The following is a 20247-nucleotide window of genomic DNA, read 5'->3' as shown; positions in this document are numbered from 1 at the left end:
TCAGTAGGCTAACACCTACTGATGTTTTGTTACATAGGGCAAAAGATTCTGCCTAAAGAGGTGGTGTTCATGGCTAATGAAGAAGACGCCTGATTATATTCTTATTATCGTTACACTTGCGTTGTTAACAATCGGAATGATTATGGTTTATAGTGCGAGTGCGGTTTGGGCCTCTTATAAAATGGGGGATTCATTCTTTTTTGCAAAAAGACAATTGTTGTTTGCGAGTATTGGTGTAGTGGCTATGTTTTTTATCATGAAAATTGATTATTGGGTGTGGCGGACATATTCAAAAGTAATTTTGCTAGTTTGTTTCGTTCTTCTTATTCTCGTTCTAATTCCAGGAGTAGGTCTTGTCCGTGGGGGAGCACGAAGTTGGATTGGAATCGGTGCATTTTCCATTCAACCGTCAGAGTTTATGAAATTCGCGATGATTATTTTTTTAGCGAAATTTTTAGCGGAACGACAAAAGTTAATTACATCGTTTAAACGTGGATTACTACCTGCTCTTAGTTTTGTATTTCTTGCTTTTGGGATGATTATGTTACAGCCAGATCTTGGTACGGGAACGGTAATGGTTGGGACATGTATTATTATGATATTTATCTCGGGAGCAAGGGTCTTTCATTTTGCAATGTTTGGTTTGCTTGGTGTAGCAGGATTTGTAGGGTTAATTGCATCAGCACCATATCGAATGAAACGCATCACATCATATTTAGATCCGTGGTCGGATCCGCTCGGAAGTGGATTTCAAATTATTCAATCGTTACTCGCAATTGGACCTGGTGGTTTATTTGGGCTTGGACTTGGGCAAAGTAGACAAAAATTTCTTTATTTACCTGAACCACAAACAGACTTTATATTTGCAATTTTATCCGAGGAATTAGGTTTTATTGGCGGTTCATTTGTGTTATTATTATTTAGTCTATTACTATGGCGCGGGATTCGTATAGCATTAGGAGCGCCAGATTTATATGGTACGTTTTTAGCAGTAGGTATTGTGGCGATGATTGCGATTCAAGTAATGATTAATGTTGGTGTTGTAACGGGACTAATGCCTGTTACGGGTATTACTTTGCCATTTTTAAGTTATGGTGGATCAAGTTTGACCTTAATGTTAATGGCAGTAGGTGTATTATTGAATATAAGTCGCCATTCTCGCTATTAAACCCTGTTTAAAAGACAGGGTTTTTCGTATGTGTGGAAAATACAATATGTATATGGAAATAAATACAATTGAATAAGAACAGGGAAGTGGAGGAATTAGTAGTGCGAGTATTAGTAAGTGGTGGGGGTACTGGAGGCCATATTTATCCAGCTCTTGCTTTAATTAGAGAAATAAAAAAATTAAATCCGGAAGCAAGATTTTTATACATTGGTACAGAAAATGGATTAGAGAGTACCATCGTTCCAAAAGCTGGTATTCCGTTCCAATCTATTGTTATAAGTGGATTTAAACGAAAAATATCGTTAGATAATGTGAAAACGGTTATGCGTTTTCTAAAGGGTGTACAAGATAGTAAACGATATATTCGTCGTTTTAATCCGGATATAGTGATTGGAACGGGTGGGTACGTATGTGGACCTGTTGTATATGCGGCAGCAAAACTAGGTATTCCAACTATTGTACATGAACAAAATAGTGTACCAGGTGTAACGAATAAATTTTTAAGTCGTTACGTTGATAAAGTTGCGGTTTGTTTTGAAGCAGCTACAGAACATTTTCCACAGTCAAAAGTGGTAATGACAGGTAATCCGCGAGCATCAGAGGTAATGGATCAAAACGGAATGAAAGGGAAACGTTCAGTTGGTCTATCTCTTCCTAAAAAGTCCGTACTTATTTTTGGGGGAAGTCGCGGAGCTAGACCGATTAACGATGCTTTCGTAGAAGCGATTGAACAGTTTGGAAATAAAAGTTACGAAGTATTGTACGTAACAGGTGAAGTGCATTATGACAAAGTGATGGATGCTGTGAAGGAAAAAGGCAATCCGAATAATGTTATTATTAAACCTTTCATTCATAATATGCCAGAGGTACTAACCGGCGTTGATCTTGTTGTTTCAAGAGCCGGAGCAACAACACTTGCAGAATTAACAGCATTAGGTAAGCCGAGTGTGTTAATTCCGAGTCCGTACGTAACAAATAACCATCAGGAGAAGAATGCACTTTCAGTTGTTGATAAAGGAGCGGCGAAAATGTTACTTGAAAAAGAATTAACAGCTGAAACGCTTATTCGTGATATTGATGAGATTTTATTAGATACACAAACATTACAAAATATGAAGCTAGCTGCTAAGCAACTAGGTATTCCTGATGCAGCAAATAAGTTGTATGGAGTAATGAATAAGCTTGTGAAAAAATAACGTTAGGTGAACGCCCTGCATATTACTGTAATAAGGAAACTTAATATTGGGGGAGAGCGTCTATGGAACAATTAGTAAATGAGCTTATAGAAGCAAATGTTGGTCGCGTGTTAGTTAACGAGCCGTTAGCACGTTATACAACTATGAAGATAGGTGGACCAGCTGATATTTTAATTGTGCCAAAGCATGTTGCCGGTATTGAGAAAATATTGCAGTTAGTAAAGAAATATAAAATAAAGTGGACTGTAATTGGTCGAGGTTCAAACCTTCTTGTATCTGATAAAGGGATAGAAGGCGTTGTTATTCGTTTAGGAGAAGGATTAGACCACTTAGAGGTCGAAAAACATAGGGTAAGAGTTGGTGGCGGATATCCCCTTATTAAATTGTCAACATTACTTAGTCGCCAAGGGTTGGCTGGATTGGAATTTGCAAGTGGTATTCCAGGGAGTGTCGGTGGTGCAGTGTATATGAATGCTGGAGCACATAAATCAGACATATCAAACATATTGTCAAAGGCTCTAATTCTATTTGAAAACGGAACAATTGAATGGTTAACGAATAGAGGAATGGAGTTTTCATATCGTACATCTGTATTGCAAACGAAACGTCCTGGTATTGTTTTGGAGGCGGAGTTTCAATTACAGGTAGGAGAGCGTGAGGAAATCGTAAGAAACATGCAAAAGAATAAAGATTACCGCCGTGAAACACAACCGTGGAATCATCCTTGTGCTGGAAGTGTGTTTCGGAATCCAATCCCGTATTTTGCAGGAGATTTAGTAGAGAAAGCTGGGCTTCGTGGCTATCAAATAGGTGGAGCTCAAATTTCTGAAATGCATGGGAATTTTATTATTAATACTGGGGGAGCCTCAGCGCAAGATGTATTAGATTTGATTTCATTAATAAAGCATACAATTAAGGATAAATTTGGTGTAGAAATGCACACAGAAGTAGAAATCATTGGAAGATAACGGTTATTCATTCCGCTCATTATCATTTATGTTATAATAAGAAGATAAGAACGGCATGAGGAACATGCCGTTTTTTATGTTACATAGGGGGATCGTACATGAAAAATAGTAAAGTGATTAAACTACAAGATCGTGTACCAAAATTAAAAAATCAAAAGAAAAAAAACAAAAAAAATGTTAATCATCGGTTGATTTTATACATATCAATTTTATTTTTATTAGTACTCTTTTTAATTTATTTTCGGTCTCCGCTTAGTAATATAAAAAAGATAAGTGTGTATGGAAATCATTATATGACAGATGACCAAGTAATGAAGGAATCAGGTGTGACATATGATACAAGTTATTTCCGAGTGACAGCACATAAAGCGGAAGAAAATTTAACGAAACGAAAAGAAATTAAAGCAGTAAATGTAAAAAAGCGTTTTCCAAACAAAATTGATGTTCATATTAAAGAATATGTAACGATTGGTTATATAAACAAAGATGGAAAATTACAACCGTTATTAGAAAATGGGAAAACACTTGATGTACTCCCGAATGGAAAACTTCCTGTTGCAGCACCAATTTTTGAACCTTTTAAAGAGGAGAAAATGAAGGGACTAATTGCTGAACTAGAAAAGTTAACTCCGACTATTTTAAGGTCTATTTCTGAAATTCGTTATTCACCGACGAATGCGAATGAAGACCATCTTACTTTATATATGAATGAAGGATATGAAGTGAGCACTACGATTCAAAATTTCGCAAAGCGTATGGAAACTTATCCACTTATTTTAAAAACAATTGAGCCAGGTAAGAAGGTGTTAATTGACTTAGAAGTAGGTGCATATACGAAAGAGTTAGGTGTAGAAGAAAAAAAAGAATAGAACGGTAGTATTCACTGCATTAATATAGAAAAAAGAGAAACGAATGTTCTATCATATGCATACGAATTTACTAGAATGGTTCATTTGATGAAAAATATGTAAAAATTCTTAGATTCATACTAGGATTGGTACAAGTTTCACTTTTCTATGAGTACATCTTAGTGTAGACTTATACTTGGCGGTAATTTTTACACTTGAAATAAAATTATTTCAAGATAAGCAGTTCTTTACAGGTTACTGCGATATTCTTAAATGAATGTTAAATAAAAATAAGAAAAATATAGGGTTAAAAAAGGGAAACGTATAAAGACGTTGAATATTTTTCTTATAAATAGTAAAGTTGCGATTGTTGTTCCATATATTGAGTTGTATGGTATAAATAAAGAAGGAGGTGCCAAAGAATGAACAGCAATGAAATATATGTTAGTCTTGACATCGGTACATCCAATGTTAAAGTCATCATTGGTGAAATGGTTAATGACAGCTTAAACATTATTGGTGTTGGAAATGTAAAATCGAATGGTTTAAAGAAGGGATCGATAGTCGATATAGATGAGACTGTTCGATCAATTAAAAAAGCAATTGAACAAGCTGAGCGCATGGTGGGAATCCACATTGAGCAAGTTGTAGTAGGTGTCAATGCAAACCAGGTACAGCTACTTCCTTGTCATGGAGTAGTCGCTGTTTCAAATGAAGATCGTGAAATCGGGAATGAAGATGTCTTACGCGTTCTAGATGCAGCACAAGTTGTGTCAATTGCTCCAGAACGTGAGTTTATTGATGTGGTACCTCGACAGTTCATCGTAGACGGTCTTGACGAGATTAACGATCCACGTGGAATGATCGGTGTAAGATTAGAAATGGAAGGTACACTTATTACAGGATCGAGAACCTTACTACATAACTTACTTCGTTGTGTAGAAAAAGCAGGTCTTGAAATTGTTGATATTTGTCTTCAACCTTTAGCGGCTGCAACAGTTGCTATATCTTCGGATGAAAAAAATAGAGGAGTAGCCCTTGTTGATATGGGGGGAGGATCTACGACTTTATCTATTTTTAAAGATGGAGAGTTACAAGCGACAAGCGTATTACCATTAGGTGGAGACCATATAACGAAGGATATTGCGATTGGGTTGAAAACTTCAACAGAAAATGCAGATCAAATTAAGTTGAAATATGGACATGCTTTTTATGATACAGCATCGGAAGAAGAAATGTTTACAGTTCCTATTATGGGAAGCGATCAAACAGAACAATATTCTCAGTTGGAGTTATCGGATATTATCGAGGCTCGTGTAGAGGAAATTTTAATGTTTGTTCAAGATGAAGTACGTAAGTTAGGAGTAAAGCAAGTAGCTTCTGGGTATGTACTAACTGGTGGAATAGCTTCTATGCCAGGTGTTCTTGATCTTGCATATGATATTTTACATGAAAATGTTCGTGTAGCAACTCCTGACTATATTGGTGTGCGTGAGCCCCAATATACAAGTGGAGTTGGATTAATTAAACATTCATATCAAAAAGCTAAATTACGTGGGAAAAATGTGCAGGAAAAGCAAGAACATTTTGAACCAGTACCAGCACCAGCACCAATGCCGGTACAACAACAACCTGCGAAACAAAAAACCCGTAATCAAAACAATAATAATCAAAATGATGACCGTATGATGTCAAAAGTAAAACGTGTATTCCGTTATTTATGGGATTAAAATTGGACACGAAAAATGAGGTTCTAGGGGGATTTCGACATGTTAGAGTTTGATACTACTCAAGATCAATTAGCGAATATAAAAGTTATCGGTGTCGGCGGTGGCGGAAACAATGCTGTAAACCGTATGATTGAGCACGGTGTACAAGGTGTTGACTTTATCGCTGTGAATACTGATGCACAAGCGTTAAATCTATCAAAAGCTGAAACAAAAATGCAAATTGGTGGAAAATTAACGCGTGGACTTGGTGCAGGCGCAAACCCTGAAGTAGGGAAAAAAGCGGCAGAAGAAAGTAAAGAACAGATCCAAGAAGCACTTCGTGGTGCAGATATGGTATTCGTAACTGCTGGTATGGGCGGCGGAACTGGAACTGGTGCAGCTCCAGTTGTTGCTCAAGTTGCAAAAGAACTAGGTGCATTAACAGTTGGTGTTGTAACACGTCCATTTACGTTTGAAGGACGTAAGCGTGCAACACAAGCTGCATCTGGTATTGCGGCATTTAAAGAAAATGTAGATACACTTATTGTAATTCCAAACGATCGCTTATTAGAGATTGTTGATAAAAATACGCCAATGTTAGAAGCGTTCCGTGAAGCAGATAACGTATTACGTCAAGGTGTACAAGGTATTTCTGATTTAATTGCTACACCAGGTCTAATTAACTTAGACTTCGCAGACGTAAAAACAATTATGTCTAATAGAGGTTCTGCTTTAATGGGTATCGGTTCTGGTAATGGGGAAAATCGTGCTGCTGAAGCTGCGAAAAAAGCGATTTCTAGTCCATTACTAGAAACATCTATTGATGGAGCTCAAGGTGTTATTATGAATATTACGGGTGGAGCTAACTTAAGCTTATACGAAGTACAAGAAGCAGCAGACATTGTAGCTTCAGCTTCGGATCCAGAAGTAAATATGATCTTCGGTTCTGTTATTAATGAAGGATTAAAAGATGATATCATTGTAACTGTAATTGCAACTGGTTTTGATGATAGTATTGCAACTCAACCACCAAAACCAATGATTCGTCCGAATGCGAATCACACGCAACAACAGCAACAACCAGTAGCTCAGCCTTCAAAACAACGTGAAGTAAAACGTGAAATGAAGCGTGAAGAGCCGGTTGTACATGAGCGTCATTCAGATTCAGATGATATCGATATTCCAGCATTTTTACGTAACCGTCGTAGACGATAAAAAAAGGGGCATTCATGCTCCTTTTTTGTTTCTGAATGGAAAAGACCTGCTAAGCAGGTCTTTTTTTATTTTGTATATTTAAATTTATCTCGCATTAACTGCCCGTAAAAGCTCGGTTTATGTGGGTTAAAAGGAACCGATTCTACTGATTAAAATTGCGCGTTAAAGTTGTAGTACAGGATTTTTAATTTTCGTTACATATAGTTCAGCCCATTTGTCGGTAAAAAATAAAAACATATCATTCTATGAAACTATACTTTTATTTTTTACCGACAGATTATGTCTAGAAATCACAAAATAACAAAAAAACACCTCCGCAAATTGACACACTTTCCCATTGGATATGCATTATACTAGTCTCAACTTAAAAAAAGAGGTGAATTGTTTGGTTGTTTACGCCGACGTTGTTTGGTTGTTAAACGCCTGCATTGATTTTCTTTTACTTTTATTAACAGCTACCGTGTTAAAAAAGAAGATCAAAAGATGGAGGCTTGTGTTAGGGGCATTTATAGGTTCCACCATTGTTATTTTTGCCTTTACTCCTTTTGCTTCTATGATGACACATCCGATTATGAAACTACTGTACTCGTTACTTATTGTGTATACAGCCTTTGGGTTTACAACGTTTAGAAATTATACACAAACTGTTTTTACTTTTTACTTTGTCACTTTTATGGTTGGCGGAGGATTAATGGGAACTCATTTCTTTTTGCAAACGAATGAGATGGTAAATGGATTGGTTCAATCTCAATCGATTTCTTACGGTGATCCAATTAGTTGGTTGTTTGTTATTTTAGGTTTTCCAGTAATTTATTATTTTTCTAAAAAGCGTATTGAAAGCGTAGAAATCACGAAAATACACTATGACCAAATCGTGAAAGTGAAAATTCAATTAGCTGAAGAAGAATTGGAACTAGCAGGTTTAATTGACAGTGGGAATCAACTTTACGACCCGTTAACAAAAACACCCGTAATGATTATGCATATTTCATCATTAGAACATTGTTTGCCATCTTGGTTAACAGAACAAATTTATTCCAAAACAGAAATTCCTCAAATACCAGAAAAAGATTCTGGATGGGCGACAAAATTACGCTTAATTCCTTTCCGAGCAGTAGGAGTAGAGAGTCAATTTTTGTGGGCAATTAAGCCTGATAGTGTGCAAGTTGATCATGAAGGTAGTTCAATCGTTGTAAACAAAGTATTGATTGGGCTAAATACACAACAACTGTCTACCAATGGAGAGTATCAATGCATTGTACATCCAAAAATGTTGATTTCGCAAAAAATGGTAATTGCTTAATTATGAGAGGCGGGATAATATGATGAAATTAAAATTTTATTTAGTATACCTTTGGTATAAAGTATTGCTGAAACTAGGAATTAAGACCGATGAAATTTATTATATTGGTGGAAGTGAAGCGTTGCCACCGCCGTTAACGAAAGAAGAAGAAGAAGTTCTTTTGAATAAATTGCCAAAAGGCGATCAAGCGGCAAGGTCATTACTTATTGAACGCAACTTACGGCTAGTTGTATATATAGCAAGGAAATTTGAAAATACAGGGATAAATATTGAAGATTTAATCAGTATAGGAACAATTGGCCTTATTAAAGCGGTAAATACATTTAATCCAGAAAAGAAAATAAAATTAGCAACATATGCATCTCGTTGTATAGAAAATGAGATTTTAATGCATTTGCGCCGAAATAATAAAAATCGTTCGGAAGTGTCTTTTGATGAACCGCTTAACATTGATTGGGATGGGAATGAACTGTTGTTATCAGATGTATTAGGTACAGATGATGATATTATTACAAAAGATTTAGAGGCTACTGTAGATCGTCATCTTCTAATGAAAGCATTGCATCAATTAAATGATCGGGAAAAACAAATTATGGAGCTTCGATTTGGGCTTGCTGGAGAAGAGGAAAAGACGCAAAAAGATGTGGCGGATATGCTTGGGATTTCACAGTCATACATTTCACGTTTAGAAAAAAGAATCATAAAAAGGTTACGAAAAGAATTTAATAAAATGGTGTAAAGAATAAGACCAGCCTTTATGTAGGCTGGTCTTATTCTGTTTAGTTGTAGAAGAAGAGGTAATTAAAATGAAAAATGAAGAGAAAACCACATGCATAAAATCCCCTTCAAAGGAAATACTTTACACTGTACAGCAACTCCCGATAGGAGGGAACACTTTGACGAGAAACAAAGTAGAAATTTGCGGTGTTGATACAGCAAAACTTCCAGTACTAAAAAATGAAGAAATGCGTAAATTATTTCGTGAAATGCAAAGTGGAGAGATAAGCGCAAGAGAGAAATTAGTGAATGGAAACTTACGTCTTGTATTGAGCGTCATCCAAAGATTTAATAACAGAGGAGAATATGTTGACGATTTATTTCAAGTTGGTTGCATCGGACTTATGAAATCCATTGATAACTTTGATTTAGGCCAAAATGTAAAATTTTCAACGTATGCTGTGCCGATGATTATTGGAGAAATACGCAGATATTTGCGTGACAACAATCCGATTCGCGTATCTCGCTCGTTACGAGATATTGCGTATAAAGCGTTGCAAGTAAGAGAAAAATTGATCGCAGAAAACTCAAAAGAACCAACGGCAATGGATATTGCAAAAGTGCTAGAAGTGACTCACGAAGAGATTGTATTTGCTTTAGATGCGATTCAAGATCCAGTGTCATTATTTGAGCCGATTTATAACGATGGGGGAGATCCTATCTTTGTTATGGATCAATTAAGTGATGAAAAACAAAAGGACGAGCAGTGGGTTGAAGAGTTAGCGCTGAAAGAAGGCATGAAGCGTTTAAATGATCGTGAAAAGATGATTATCCGAAAACGGTTCTTTCAAGGAAAAACACAAATGGAAGTTGCAGAAGAAATCGGGATTTCTCAAGCTCAAGTATCACGCTTAGAGAAATCGGCTATTAAACAAATGAATAAAACGATTCAAGGATAAGGTCTCACCATTTATGGTGAGGCCTTTTTATATGTACTATAGTTTGCGTTCATAGCAATGAAGTCGTGTTCATATAATGAAAATAATATGAACCTTAGTAGCGGTTACTTCCTGTTAATATGAAATACAGTAGTCTGTGTACTTCCAATTCGCCATATAAGGGAGAGGATGAGAGTGATACGGATTTCAGAGTTACAGATGAAGGATGTTATAAATATTTCAGATGGGAAAAGGCTTGGAAATATTGGAGATATTGAGATTGATATCGATACAGGGAAGATTTGCTCTATTATTATTTCCAAACAGGCGCGTATGCTTGGGATTTTTGGGAAAGACGTAGAAATTATAGTTCCTTGGGAGGAAGTTATGAAAATCGGGGAAGATGTCATACTTGTAAGAGTAAATCCTGTTAATTCTGTAACAGAATCAATACAAACACCGACAATTTCATAAAGAATATTACAAATTCCTCTTTTTTTTCTGTTGGTATTATGAAAAAATAAAAGTATGGTAAAATAGACAGGAAGTACCATGCTTTTTCTGTTATTTTAATTAAAAAGGAGCCGCTTTATGAGAGAACCATTTAAATATGTGGACGGTATACTGTATTTACAAGCGTGGAAAGAACTTGGAAACATTACTGCTGGATTTACGACAAAAGATGGTGGGATAAGTACGGGCTCCTTTCATGCGATGAATTTAGGATTACATGTGAATGATATCGTGGAGAACGTTCATGAAAACAGACGCATTTTAGCAAATAAGTTACAAAAACCATTGGAAAACTGGATTTGCTCTGAACAAGTTCATGATCACCATGTTGAAAAAGTAGGACAACAAGAAAAAGGAAGTGGCGTCTATTCATATGAGGATGGCATTTCAAAAACAGATGGCATTTATACGACTAATAACGATGTTCTTTTAACGTCTTGTTACGCGGATTGTGTCCCACTCTATTTTTATGCACCATCACATGGTATGATAGGACTTGCGCATGCCGGGTGGAAAGGGACTGTAAAAGAGATTGCAAATGAAATGATTCAAAAATGGAGTGCAGAAGGGATTTCAAGTGATGAAATTCATGTTGCAATTGGACCGGCAATCGGATCTTGTTGTTATGTTGTTGATGATAGAGTGTTAACAGCGGCACAGCAAGTAGTAAACGGTTCTGTCCCATATAAAAAAATTTCTGATGGACAGTACGCAATTAATTTAAAAGAAATTAATCGTATATTATGTGTACAAGCAGGCATAAAAGAAGAGCATATTGTAATGTCATCTCTTTGTACAAGCTGTGAAGAACAACTATTTTTCTCTCATCGTCGTGATCAAGGGAAGACAGGGAGAATGTTGAGTTTCATAGGTTTTAAGGAGGAAGAAAACAAGTGACAGTACAAGAAAATTTAATAATTGTAAACGAAGCTATTAAAGAATCTTGCACACGAGCTGGACGTTCGTTGCAAGATATTAAACTTGTTGCAGTTACAAAAACTGTAGGGATTGAAAAAACAAACGAAGTAATGGAAGCTGGAATTATCGATTTAGGTGAAAATAGAAATGAAGGTTTCTTACAGAAATACGAGCATTTTGGCTCAAAAGTTAATTGGCACTTTATTGGCTCATTACAAACGAGAAAAGTAAAAGAAATCATTAATGAAATTGATTATTTACATTCGTTAGATCGTCTTTCTCTGGCGAAAGAAATTCAGAAACGTGCTGATAAGAAAGTGAAATGCTTTATTCAAGTGAAAACCTCATCTGAAGAATCAAAGCAAGGATTGGCAATAGAAGAAACAGTTTCTTTTATTCAAAGTTTGCAAGAATTGGATAAGATTGAAGTGGTTGGACTAATGACGATGGCGCCATTTACAGAAGAAGAGGAAGAAGTTCGTCGCTGCTTTAAGGACTTGCGCAAGCTACAAATAGAGGTGCAGGAGCTAAATCTATTACATGCGCCATGTAAAGAATTATCAATGGGAATGTCCAATGATTACACGATTGCAATTGAAGAAGGTGCTACATATATTCGTTTGGGAACGATTTTAGTAGGAAAAGCGTAAAAGGAAGGAGAATCTTATTATGAGTTGGTCAAAAGTAAAATACTTCTTTTTTGATACACCAGAAGAAAAAGAAGCAGCTCAATATAGCTATGAAAAGGAGCAAACGGACATGAAGAAGCAGCAAGATCCGCCGGAACAACAAGATGTTACGTTTCCGAAAGCACAACCGAAACAAAATGTTGTGAGCATTGAAACGGCAAAGCAATCTTCAAAAGTTGTTTTATTAGAACCACGCACGTATTCGGAAGCGCAAGGTATTGCGGACCATTTGAAAGGTAGACGAGCTGTTGTAATTAATTTGCAAAGAATGTCTACTGATCAAGCAGTACGTATCGTTGACTTTTTAAGTGGTACTGTATACGCTATAGGCGGGGACATTCAAAAAATAGGACCGAAAACATTTATGTGTACACCTGAAAATGTAGATATTGTTGGTGCAATTTCAGAATTATTCGGCGAAGAAGAAGAAACAAATATAAAGAGGTGGTAATACGCCATGACAACCGTTTTAAATGTTTTACTTACTGCTATCGAGATTTACTCGTGGGCACTTATCATTTACATCCTCCTATCATGGTTTCCTGGTGCAAAGGAATCAACTTTTGGAGATTTTCTTGCACGTATTTGTGAACCGTATTTAGAACCATTTCGCAGATTTATTCCGCCGTTTGGTATGATTGATATCTCTCCACTCGTTGCGATTTTTGCGTTAAAACTTGCTAAAAGTGGTTTGTTCAGTTTGTTCAGCTATTTCTTGTAATAAGAGGCTAAATACATGAGCATTTACGAACATTTCAGACCTGATGAAGAGGTCTTTGTAGATAAAGTGCTAGAGTGGAAGCGAGCAGCAGAGTACCATCAAGTGAAACTAACAGATTTCCTTGATCCAAGACAGCAACAAATTGTTTCTATGGTAATTGGACAAGGAGATGTAGCTGTGCAATTTGATGGTGCAACGCCTTACGCAGAGCGTAGAAGAGCACTTATTTATCCAGACTATCTAGAATTAAATGAAGAAGAATTTCAAGTAGAAGTATTAGAAATTGACTATCCTTCCAAGTTTTATACGCTAGAACATAGGCAAATATTAGGTACATTTATGTCACTTGGTTTAACGAGAGAAAAATGTGGTGATATTTTGCTTCAAGAAAATCGTGCCCAAATTGTAGTTGCGAAAGAAATCGTATCTTACATTGAGATGAACTTACAAGCAATAGGGAAAGTAAAAGTCTCCTTATCAGCAGTACAAGGAGAACAAATTCTACAGACTCATGAAACGTGGGGAGAGAAATCTGGAACGGTTTCTTCACTTCGCTTAGATGTTATGTTGGCTGAAATGTTACATATATCCAGACAGAAAGTGCAACCTTTCATAAAAAATGGTTTAGTAAAAGTCAATTGGAAAACAGTAGAGCAAACTTCTTATGAATGTTATCCAGGAGATGTGTTTTCGGTGAGAGGATATGGGCGAAGTAAATTGTTTTCTGTAGAAGGTAGAACAAAACGCGACAAATGGAGAATTTTGTATGGTATACTAAAATGATTGGTTTTTTAGAAGGAAATCCTCCTATTTTGTCGAAGAAAAGATATAATTGAAAGAGGAAATTTAGATAACTACTTGGAGGTGGCGTTGTGCCGTTAACACCATTAGATATTCATAACAAAGAATTTGGTCGCGGATTCCGTGGCTATGATGAAGATCAAGTAAATGAGTTTCTTGATCAAATTATCAAAGATTATGAATTAGTCATTCGTGAGAAAAAAGCTTTAGAAGAAAAGGTTGCGCAATTAGAAGGAAAGTTAGATCATTTTTCTAACATTGAAGATACGTTAAACAAATCTATCGTTGTTGCACAAGAAGCAGCGGAAGAAGTAAAACGTAATGCGCAAAAAGAAGCGAAATTAATCGTACGTGAAGCTGAAAAAAATGCAGATCGTATCATTAACGAAGCTTTAGTAAAATCAAGAAAAGTTGCTTTTGATATTGAAGAGCTAAAGAAACAAGCGAAAGTATTCCGAACTCGTTTCCGTATGTTATTAGAGACACAGCTTGAAATGCTAAACAACGATGATTGGGATAAACTAATTGAGTTAGAAGACGAAGTAGATGAGCTGTTGAAAAAAGAAGAAACAGTGTAAGCTTGACGTTTTTCTCATTATTACATATAATTTTAAACAACATATTTATTAAGAAAAACGAAGATAGGGATAAGTACCTTTTCAAACCTTATATAGCGAACTGAGGACGGTGTAAGCTCAGGATAAGGAGATTAGTGGGAATATCACCCTGGAGTTCCGCGCTGAACAAATAGAGTAAGCGTAGGCGTGTATTCGCGTTAAGAATATAAAGAGGGTTTTATACATATGTATAGAATCTACTAGGGTGGTACCGCGGGAGACTTTCTCGTCCCTTTTTGGGATGAGAAGGTCTCTTTTTTATTCCGTTTTTTAAGTATTTCTTTTATACATGTAAGGAGGAATTGAGCATGGAGTACAAAAATACATTACTGATGCCAAAAACAGAGTTCCCAATGCGTGGGAATTTACCAAAACGTGAGCCTGCAATGCAAGAAAAATGGGCTGAAATGAATATTTATGAAAAAGTACAAGAACATACAAAAGGCCGTCCTTTATTTGTGTTGCATGATGGACCTCCATATGCGAATGGTGACATTCATATGGGACATGCATTAAATAAAGTGTTAAAAGACTTTATTGTTCGCTATAAGTCAATGACTGGTTTCAGTGCACCATATGTTCCAGGTTGGGATACGCACGGTTTACCAATCGAACAAGCGTTAACGAATAAAGGTGTAAAACGTAAAGAAATGACAGTTGCTGAGTTCCGTAAGTTATGTGCAGAGTATGCATATGAACAAGTAGAACGTCAACGTGAACAATTTAAGCGCCTAGGTGTACGTGCAGATTGGGATAATCCATATATTACTTTAGAGCCAGCTTATGAAGCACAACAAATTAAAGTGTTTGGTGATATGGCGAAAAAAGGTTACATCTATAAAGGGCAAAAACCAGTTTACTGGTCTCCAACAAGTGAGTCTGCTTTAGCAGAAGCTGAAATTGAATACCAAGATAAAAAATCAGCATCTATTTATGTAGCGTTCCCTGTAAAAGACGGAAAGAACGTATTAGAAGGTGATGAGAAATTTATCATTTGGACAACAACTCCTTGGACATTACCTGCGAACTTAGGTATTTCTGTTCATCCAGAGCTTGAATATAGCATTGTAAAAGTAAATGATGAGAAATATATTATCGCTTCTGAATTATTTGAGACAGTTGCAAAAACGTTAGAGTGGGAAAATGCTGAAGTTGTGAAAACGGTAAAAGGTAGCGAACTTGAGTATACAGTTGCAAAACACCCATTCTACGAGCGTGATTCATTAGTTATGCTAGGAGATCACGTAACAACAGATGCAGGTACAGGTTGTGTTCATACAGCACCAGGACATGGGGAAGATGACTTCGTTGTTGGTAAAAAGTATGGATTAGAAGTACTTTGCCCAGTTGATGATAAAGGTGTATTAACAAATGAAGCACCTGGATTTGAAGGCTTATTCTATGATAAAGCTAACAAGCCAATTACAGAAAAATTAGAAGAAGTAGGCGCGTTACTGAAACTAACATTCATTACGCATTCATACCCACATGATTGGAGAACGAAAAAACCAATTATTTTCCGTGCGACAGCACAGTGGTTTGCATCTATTGAAGCATTCCGTAAAGAGTTATTAGAAGCTGTTGCGGAAACGAAATGGGTACCAGCATGGGGCGAAACTCGTCTTCATAACATGGTTCGTGACCGTGGTGACTGGTGTATTTCTCGTCAGCGTGCATGGGGTGTGCCAATTCCTGTATTCTATGCTGAGAATGGTGATCCAATTATTACAGATGAAACAATTAACCATGTAGCAGATTTATTCCGTGAACACGGTTCTAACGTATGGTTTGAGCGTGAAGCGAAAGATTTATTACCAGAAGGATTTACACATCCAGGTAGCCCAAATGGTGAATTCCGTAAAGAAACAGATATCATGGATGTATGGTTCGACTCAGGTTCATCTCACCAAGCGGTATTAGAAGAGCGCGATGACTTACAACGTCCAGCTGATTTATATTTAGAAGGATCTGACCAATATCGTGGTTGGTTTAACTCTTCATTATCAACAGCGGTTGCTGTAACAGGTAAAGCTCCATATAAAGGCGTACTAAGCCATGGTTTCGTACTAGATGGTGAAGGACGTAAAATGAGTAAGTCGATTGGAAACATCGTCGTACCGAAGAAAATTATGGATCAATTAGGCGGAGATATTTTACGTTTATGGGTATCATCTGTTGACTATCAATCTGACGTACGTATTTCAGATGATATTTTAAAACAAGTAGCAGAAGTGTATCGTAAAATCCGTAACACATTCCGTTTCTTATTAGGCAACTTAGATGACTTTAAGCCAAGTGAAAACACAGTAGCGGTAGCTGAACTTCGTGAAGTAGATCGTTACATGTTAGTGAAGTTAAATGACTTAATTACAAAAGTAAAAGAAGCATATGAAACATATGACTTTGCTGCTGTATATCATGCTATTCACAACTTCTGTACAATTGATCTAAGTTCATTCTACTTAGACTTTGCAAAAGACATTTTATACATTGAAGGTGCAAATCACGCGGATCGTCGTGCAATTCAAACTGTATTATATGACGTTCTTGTTGCATTAACGAAACTTGTAACACCAATCTTACCTCATACAGCTGATGAAGTATGGCCATATGTTCCAGGTGTAACAGAAGAAAGCGTACAGTTAACTAACATGCCGGAAGCTACAGAAGTAGAGGGTTCGGAAGCGTTAAAAGCGAAATGGGATGCATTTATGACATTACGTGATGACGTATTAAAAGCGTTAGAAGTAGCTCGTAATGAGAAAGTAATTGGTAAGTCATTAAATGCGAGCATTACCCTTTACCCAACTGCAGAAATGAAAGTAATGTTAGAGTCTATTAGCGAAGACTTGAAGCAATTATTCATCGTTTCTGAATATAAACTTGGTGGTATGATGGAAGAAGCTCCAGCAGATGCGCCTAAGTATGAGCATACAGCGGTTGTTGTTTCTCAAGCAACTGGTGAAACATGCGAACGTTGTTGGGTAGTTTCAGAAACAATTGGTAAAGATGCTGAACATGAAACATTATGTGAGCGTTGTGCATCAGTTGTTAAAGAAAACTATGTAAAATAATAAAAAAACTGACTGCTATTGATGCAGTCAGTTTTTTTATTGATGGTATATCGAAATAACTTTCAGGCTCTTTCCTGTGAAGGAAAAATGTGTGTGAGGTAAGCAAATAAATTTCGGACACACTAACTGTACATTACAGCTAGGAGGAATGTACACGTGAATGAAATTTACATGGAAATAAAAGAAGAATTGCAATTGATGAGAAAAGAGTTGCAAGAGAGACTAGCTAAAGAAGTAATGCACAAATATGATGCTGAGTTCAGCCAAGAGCTTGGATATGAAATTAAGGAAGAGATAAAGAAAAAATTGCTATTACATGATATAAAAGAGGACTTAAAGGATGTAGAACGCGCATTATTTAAAATGGAAATAGATATGTACGGTATTTGTGAAGAGACGGGGAGAGTAATTTCGACAAAGCAAATGAAAACAATGCCGACTGCCCGTACAATTCATGAATTTTTCTATGAAAAGGTAAATGTATGAATACGCATAACGATATTATATTACCTTTTTTTAATTTATTTTATTCTTCTATAAAGGTTCATTGTGAAAAGGTAGCAGCTATGCTAAAATTTTGAGGTACACTGTCTTTGTGGGGGAAATGAAAATGATATATTATGTAATAGCGTTATTTGTCATTGCCATCGATCAAATATCGAAGTGGCTAATTGTAAAGAACATGGAATTGGGTATGAGCATTCCGATAATCGATAATGTATTATACATAACATCACATCGAAATAGAGGAGCTGCCTGGGGGATTTTAGAAAATAAAATGTGGTTTTTCTACATTATTACGGTTGTCTTTGTAGTATTTATCGTAATGTATATGAAAAAATATGCAAAAACAGACAAGCTTCTAGGAATTTCATTAGGTCTAATTTTAGGTGGAGCAATTGGTAACTTTATTGATCGTGTATTTAGACAAGAAGTAGTGGATTTTATTCACGTGTATATTTTCTCGTACAACTATCCAGTATTCAATGTAGCTGATTCAGCGTTATGTATTGGTGTTGTATTAATTATTATTCAAACATTATTAGAAGGCAAGAAAACGAAGGAGTAATTGAATGAGTGAAGTAGTACAGGTAACAGTTGCAGAAGAACAAAAAAGTGAGCGAATCGATAAATTCGTTGCAGAAATTAACAGTGAATGGTCACGTTCACAAGTACAGCAATGGATTAAAGATGATGTTGTAACAGTGAATGGGAAATCGGTAAAAGTAAATTATAAAGTTAAAGAAAATGATGAAATTACAGTAACGATTCCTGATCCGGAAGAGTTAGATATTCAAGCGGAAGATATGAACTTAGAAATTTATTATGAAGATGCAGATGTACTTGTTGTAAATAAGCCACGTGGTATGGTTGTACATCCAGCACCAGGTCATACAAGTGGCACACTTGTGAATGGTCTTATGCATCATTGTACAGATTTATCAGGCATTAACGGTGTAATGCGTCCTGGTATCGTGCATCGTATTGATAAAGATACATCTGGCCTATTAATGGTTGCTAAAAATGATATGGCACACGAATCACTTGTAAATCAACTTGTAGCAAAAACAGTAACAAGACGTTACAAAGCGATTGTACACGGTGTTATTCCGCATGATAAGGGAACGATTGATGCTCCGATTGCTCGTGATAAGAAAGAACGTCAAAGTATGACAGTTGATGAAAATGGTAAGCATGCTGTTACGCATTTCCAAGTGTTAGAGCGTTTCAAAGATTTCACACTTGTAGAATGTCGCTTAGAAACAGGACGTACACACCAAATTCGTGTTCATATGAAATATATTGGCTATTCACTTGCAGGAGATCCAAAGTATGGACCAAAGAAAACATTAGACATGAATGGACAGGCACTTCATGCAGGTATTTTAGGATTTGACCACCCTCGTACTGGTGAATATATTCAGTTTGAGGCACCGATTCCAGAAGTGTTTGAAGAGACTTTAAATATTTTACGGAAATAGTATTGACAAATCATGAGAAAACTGAGATACTGACAACAGTTAAATAATGATCCTTTAACACAGCCCCGTGAGGTTGAGAAGGTAACGGTTTGAAATACTTAGGGTATGTTGTACCCTTTTTTCAAAAGTCCTCTCGCACACGCTGAGAGGACTTTTTTTATACCATTACTCTCACGCAAGAAAAATAGCTTGGAGGTGTAGAGCATGCAGGAAAAAGCTGTCGTTTTAGATGACCAAATGATTCGCCGCGCTTTAACACGAATTAGTCATGAAATCGTGGAACGAAATAAAGGTGTCGATAATTGTGTTCTTGTCGGAATTAAAACACGTGGAATTTTTATTGCACAACGTTTGGCAGAACGAATTGGTCAAATTGAAGGAAAAGAGATGGAAGTAGGAGAGTTAGATATAACTTTATATCGTGATGACTTAACACTTCAATCAAAGAATAAAGAACCACTAGTAAAAGGTTCAGATATTCCAGTAGATATTACGAAGAAAAAAGTAATCCTTGTAGATGATGTATTGTATACAGGAAGAACAGTTCGAGCTGCGATGGATGCTCTTATGGATTTAGGAAGACCATCACAAATTCAATTAGCTGTTCTTGTAGATAGAGGACATCGTGAATTACCAATTCGCGCTGATTATGTAGGAAAGAACATTCCAACATCAAGTGAAGAGCGTATCGAAGTTGATTTGCAAGAGACAGATCAACAAGATCGAGTAAGTATATACGATAAGTAAAGCCCTTTTAAATGTAGTCCTGTGAGGCTGCCAAAGGGTCTTGGCTTTCATATGTCAAATTTGGCATACGAAAGTATAGGACTCTTTGTGCACAGGCACAAAGAGTTTTTTTATTGCAAAGAT

21 protein-coding genes and 1 other annotated feature are annotated in these 20247 nt (G+C 36.3%); all 21 genes read left to right on the top strand.

The genetic code is table 11. The features are described 5' to 3' along the window. Nucleotides 1-76: 76 nt before the first annotated feature. Nucleotides 77-1168, top strand: coding sequence for a stage V sporulation protein E (spoVE, locus tag JDS95_RS04010; RefSeq protein ID WP_000753526.1), 1092 nt, complete (start codon nt 77-79; stop codon nt 1166-1168). Between the two features lie 101 nt (nt 1169-1269). Continuing rightward, a complete protein-coding gene (gene murG / locus JDS95_RS04005; RefSeq protein ID WP_001265419.1) occupies nt 1270-2364 on the top strand; it encodes an undecaprenyldiphospho-muramoylpentapeptide beta-N-acetylglucosaminyltransferase in 1095 nt (364 codons plus the stop codon). 62 nt (nt 2365-2426) lie between these two features. Further along, the gene (gene murB, locus JDS95_RS04000; RefSeq protein WP_000437053.1) at nt 2427-3332 is read left to right on the top strand and encodes a UDP-N-acetylmuramate dehydrogenase; all 906 of its coding nucleotides are present in this window, start codon (nt 2427-2429) and stop codon (nt 3330-3332) included. A 98-nt stretch (nt 3333-3430) separates the two neighbouring features. Beyond that, nucleotides 3431-4201, top strand: a complete 771-nt coding sequence (divIB, locus tag JDS95_RS03995; protein WP_000798216.1) for a cell division protein DivIB — start codon at nt 3431-3433, stop codon at nt 4199-4201. Nucleotides 4202-4602: 401 nt separating this feature from the next. Next, a complete protein-coding gene (ftsA, locus tag JDS95_RS03990; protein ID WP_001087556.1) occupies nt 4603-5910 on the top strand; it encodes a cell division protein FtsA in 1308 nt (435 codons plus the stop codon). 39 nt (nt 5911-5949) lie between these two features. Continuing rightward, a complete protein-coding gene (gene ftsZ, locus JDS95_RS03985) occupies nt 5950-7104 on the top strand; it encodes a cell division protein FtsZ (protein ID WP_000888977.1) in 1155 nt (384 codons plus the stop codon). Nucleotides 7105-7489: 385 nt separating this feature from the next. Continuing rightward, nucleotides 7490-8407 carry a sigma-E processing peptidase SpoIIGA gene (spoIIGA, locus tag JDS95_RS03980; RefSeq protein ID WP_000261990.1) on the top strand — a complete coding sequence of 306 codons (918 nt, stop codon included), beginning with the start codon at nt 7490-7492 and terminating at the stop codon, nt 8405-8407. Between the two features lie 19 nt (nt 8408-8426). Then, complete coding sequence (sigE, locus tag JDS95_RS03975; RefSeq protein WP_000976947.1) at nt 8427-9146, top strand: RNA polymerase sporulation sigma factor SigE; 720 nt, start codon at nt 8427-8429, stop codon at nt 9144-9146. A 157-nt stretch (nt 9147-9303) separates the two neighbouring features. After that, a complete protein-coding gene (gene sigG, locus JDS95_RS03970; protein ID WP_000197755.1) occupies nt 9304-10083 on the top strand; it encodes an RNA polymerase sporulation sigma factor SigG in 780 nt (259 codons plus the stop codon). A 168-nt stretch (nt 10084-10251) separates the two neighbouring features. Continuing rightward, nucleotides 10252-10536: a YlmC/YmxH family sporulation protein gene (locus JDS95_RS03965; protein WP_033660757.1), complete on the top strand. Its 285-nt coding sequence runs from the start codon at nt 10252-10254 to the stop codon at nt 10534-10536. 117 nt (nt 10537-10653) lie between these two features. Continuing rightward, nucleotides 10654-11472 carry a peptidoglycan editing factor PgeF gene (gene pgeF / locus JDS95_RS03960; RefSeq protein ID WP_001209013.1) on the top strand — a complete coding sequence of 273 codons (819 nt, stop codon included), beginning with the start codon at nt 10654-10656 and terminating at the stop codon, nt 11470-11472. Further along, nucleotides 11469-12143: a YggS family pyridoxal phosphate-dependent enzyme gene (locus JDS95_RS03955; protein WP_000218001.1), complete on the top strand. Its 675-nt coding sequence runs from the start codon at nt 11469-11471 to the stop codon at nt 12141-12143. The genes pgeF and JDS95_RS03955 overlap by 4 nt, the downstream gene beginning before the upstream one ends. A gap of 19 nt (nt 12144-12162) precedes the next feature. After that, nucleotides 12163-12633, top strand: coding sequence for a cell division protein SepF (locus JDS95_RS03950; RefSeq protein ID WP_000119137.1), 471 nt, complete (start codon nt 12163-12165; stop codon nt 12631-12633). 6 nt (nt 12634-12639) lie between these two features. After that, nucleotides 12640-12903 (top strand): YggT family protein, encoded by a 264-nt coding sequence (locus tag JDS95_RS03945; protein ID WP_000214326.1) that lies wholly within the window; start codon nt 12640-12642, stop codon nt 12901-12903. 15 nt (nt 12904-12918) lie between these two features. Beyond that, nucleotides 12919-13686, top strand: coding sequence for a YlmH family RNA-binding protein (locus JDS95_RS03940; protein ID WP_000029703.1), 768 nt, complete (start codon nt 12919-12921; stop codon nt 13684-13686). Nucleotides 13687-13775: 89 nt separating this feature from the next. After that, the gene (gene divIVA / locus JDS95_RS03935; RefSeq protein WP_001131611.1) at nt 13776-14282 is read left to right on the top strand and encodes a septum site-determining protein DivIVA; all 507 of its coding nucleotides are present in this window, start codon (nt 13776-13778) and stop codon (nt 14280-14282) included. A 51-nt stretch (nt 14283-14333) separates the two neighbouring features. After that, nucleotides 14334-14558, top strand: a binding site (T-box leader). A 71-nt stretch (nt 14559-14629) separates the two neighbouring features. Then, nucleotides 14630-17395, top strand: a complete 2766-nt coding sequence (gene ileS2 / locus JDS95_RS03930; protein WP_016109031.1) for an isoleucine--tRNA ligase — start codon at nt 14630-14632, stop codon at nt 17393-17395. Nucleotides 17396-17551: 156 nt separating this feature from the next. Next, a complete protein-coding gene (locus JDS95_RS03925) occupies nt 17552-17881 on the top strand; it encodes a TraR/DksA C4-type zinc finger protein (protein WP_001002952.1) in 330 nt (109 codons plus the stop codon). 124 nt (nt 17882-18005) lie between these two features. Further along, complete coding sequence (gene lspA, locus JDS95_RS03920) at nt 18006-18464, top strand: lipoprotein signal peptidase LspA (protein WP_000642175.1); 459 nt, start codon at nt 18006-18008, stop codon at nt 18462-18464. A 4-nt stretch (nt 18465-18468) separates the two neighbouring features. Next, entirely contained in the window at nt 18469-19377 is a 909-nt protein-coding gene (locus JDS95_RS03915) for an RluA family pseudouridine synthase (RefSeq protein WP_199690292.1), read from the top strand. Nucleotides 19378-19581: 204 nt separating this feature from the next. After that, nucleotides 19582-20124, top strand: a complete 543-nt coding sequence (gene pyrR / locus JDS95_RS03910) for a bifunctional pyrimidine operon transcriptional regulator/uracil phosphoribosyltransferase (RefSeq protein WP_001156491.1) — start codon at nt 19582-19584, stop codon at nt 20122-20124. Nucleotides 20125-20247: the final 123 nt, after the last annotated feature.

This window comes from Bacillus cereus group sp. N24, assembly GCF_016483345.1.
Classification (GTDB): domain Bacteria; phylum Bacillota; class Bacilli; order Bacillales; family Bacillaceae_G; genus Bacillus_A; species Bacillus_A toyonensis.
The sequence above is the reverse complement of the archived record's forward strand: the minus strand, read 5'-3'. Positions and strand labels throughout refer to the sequence as shown.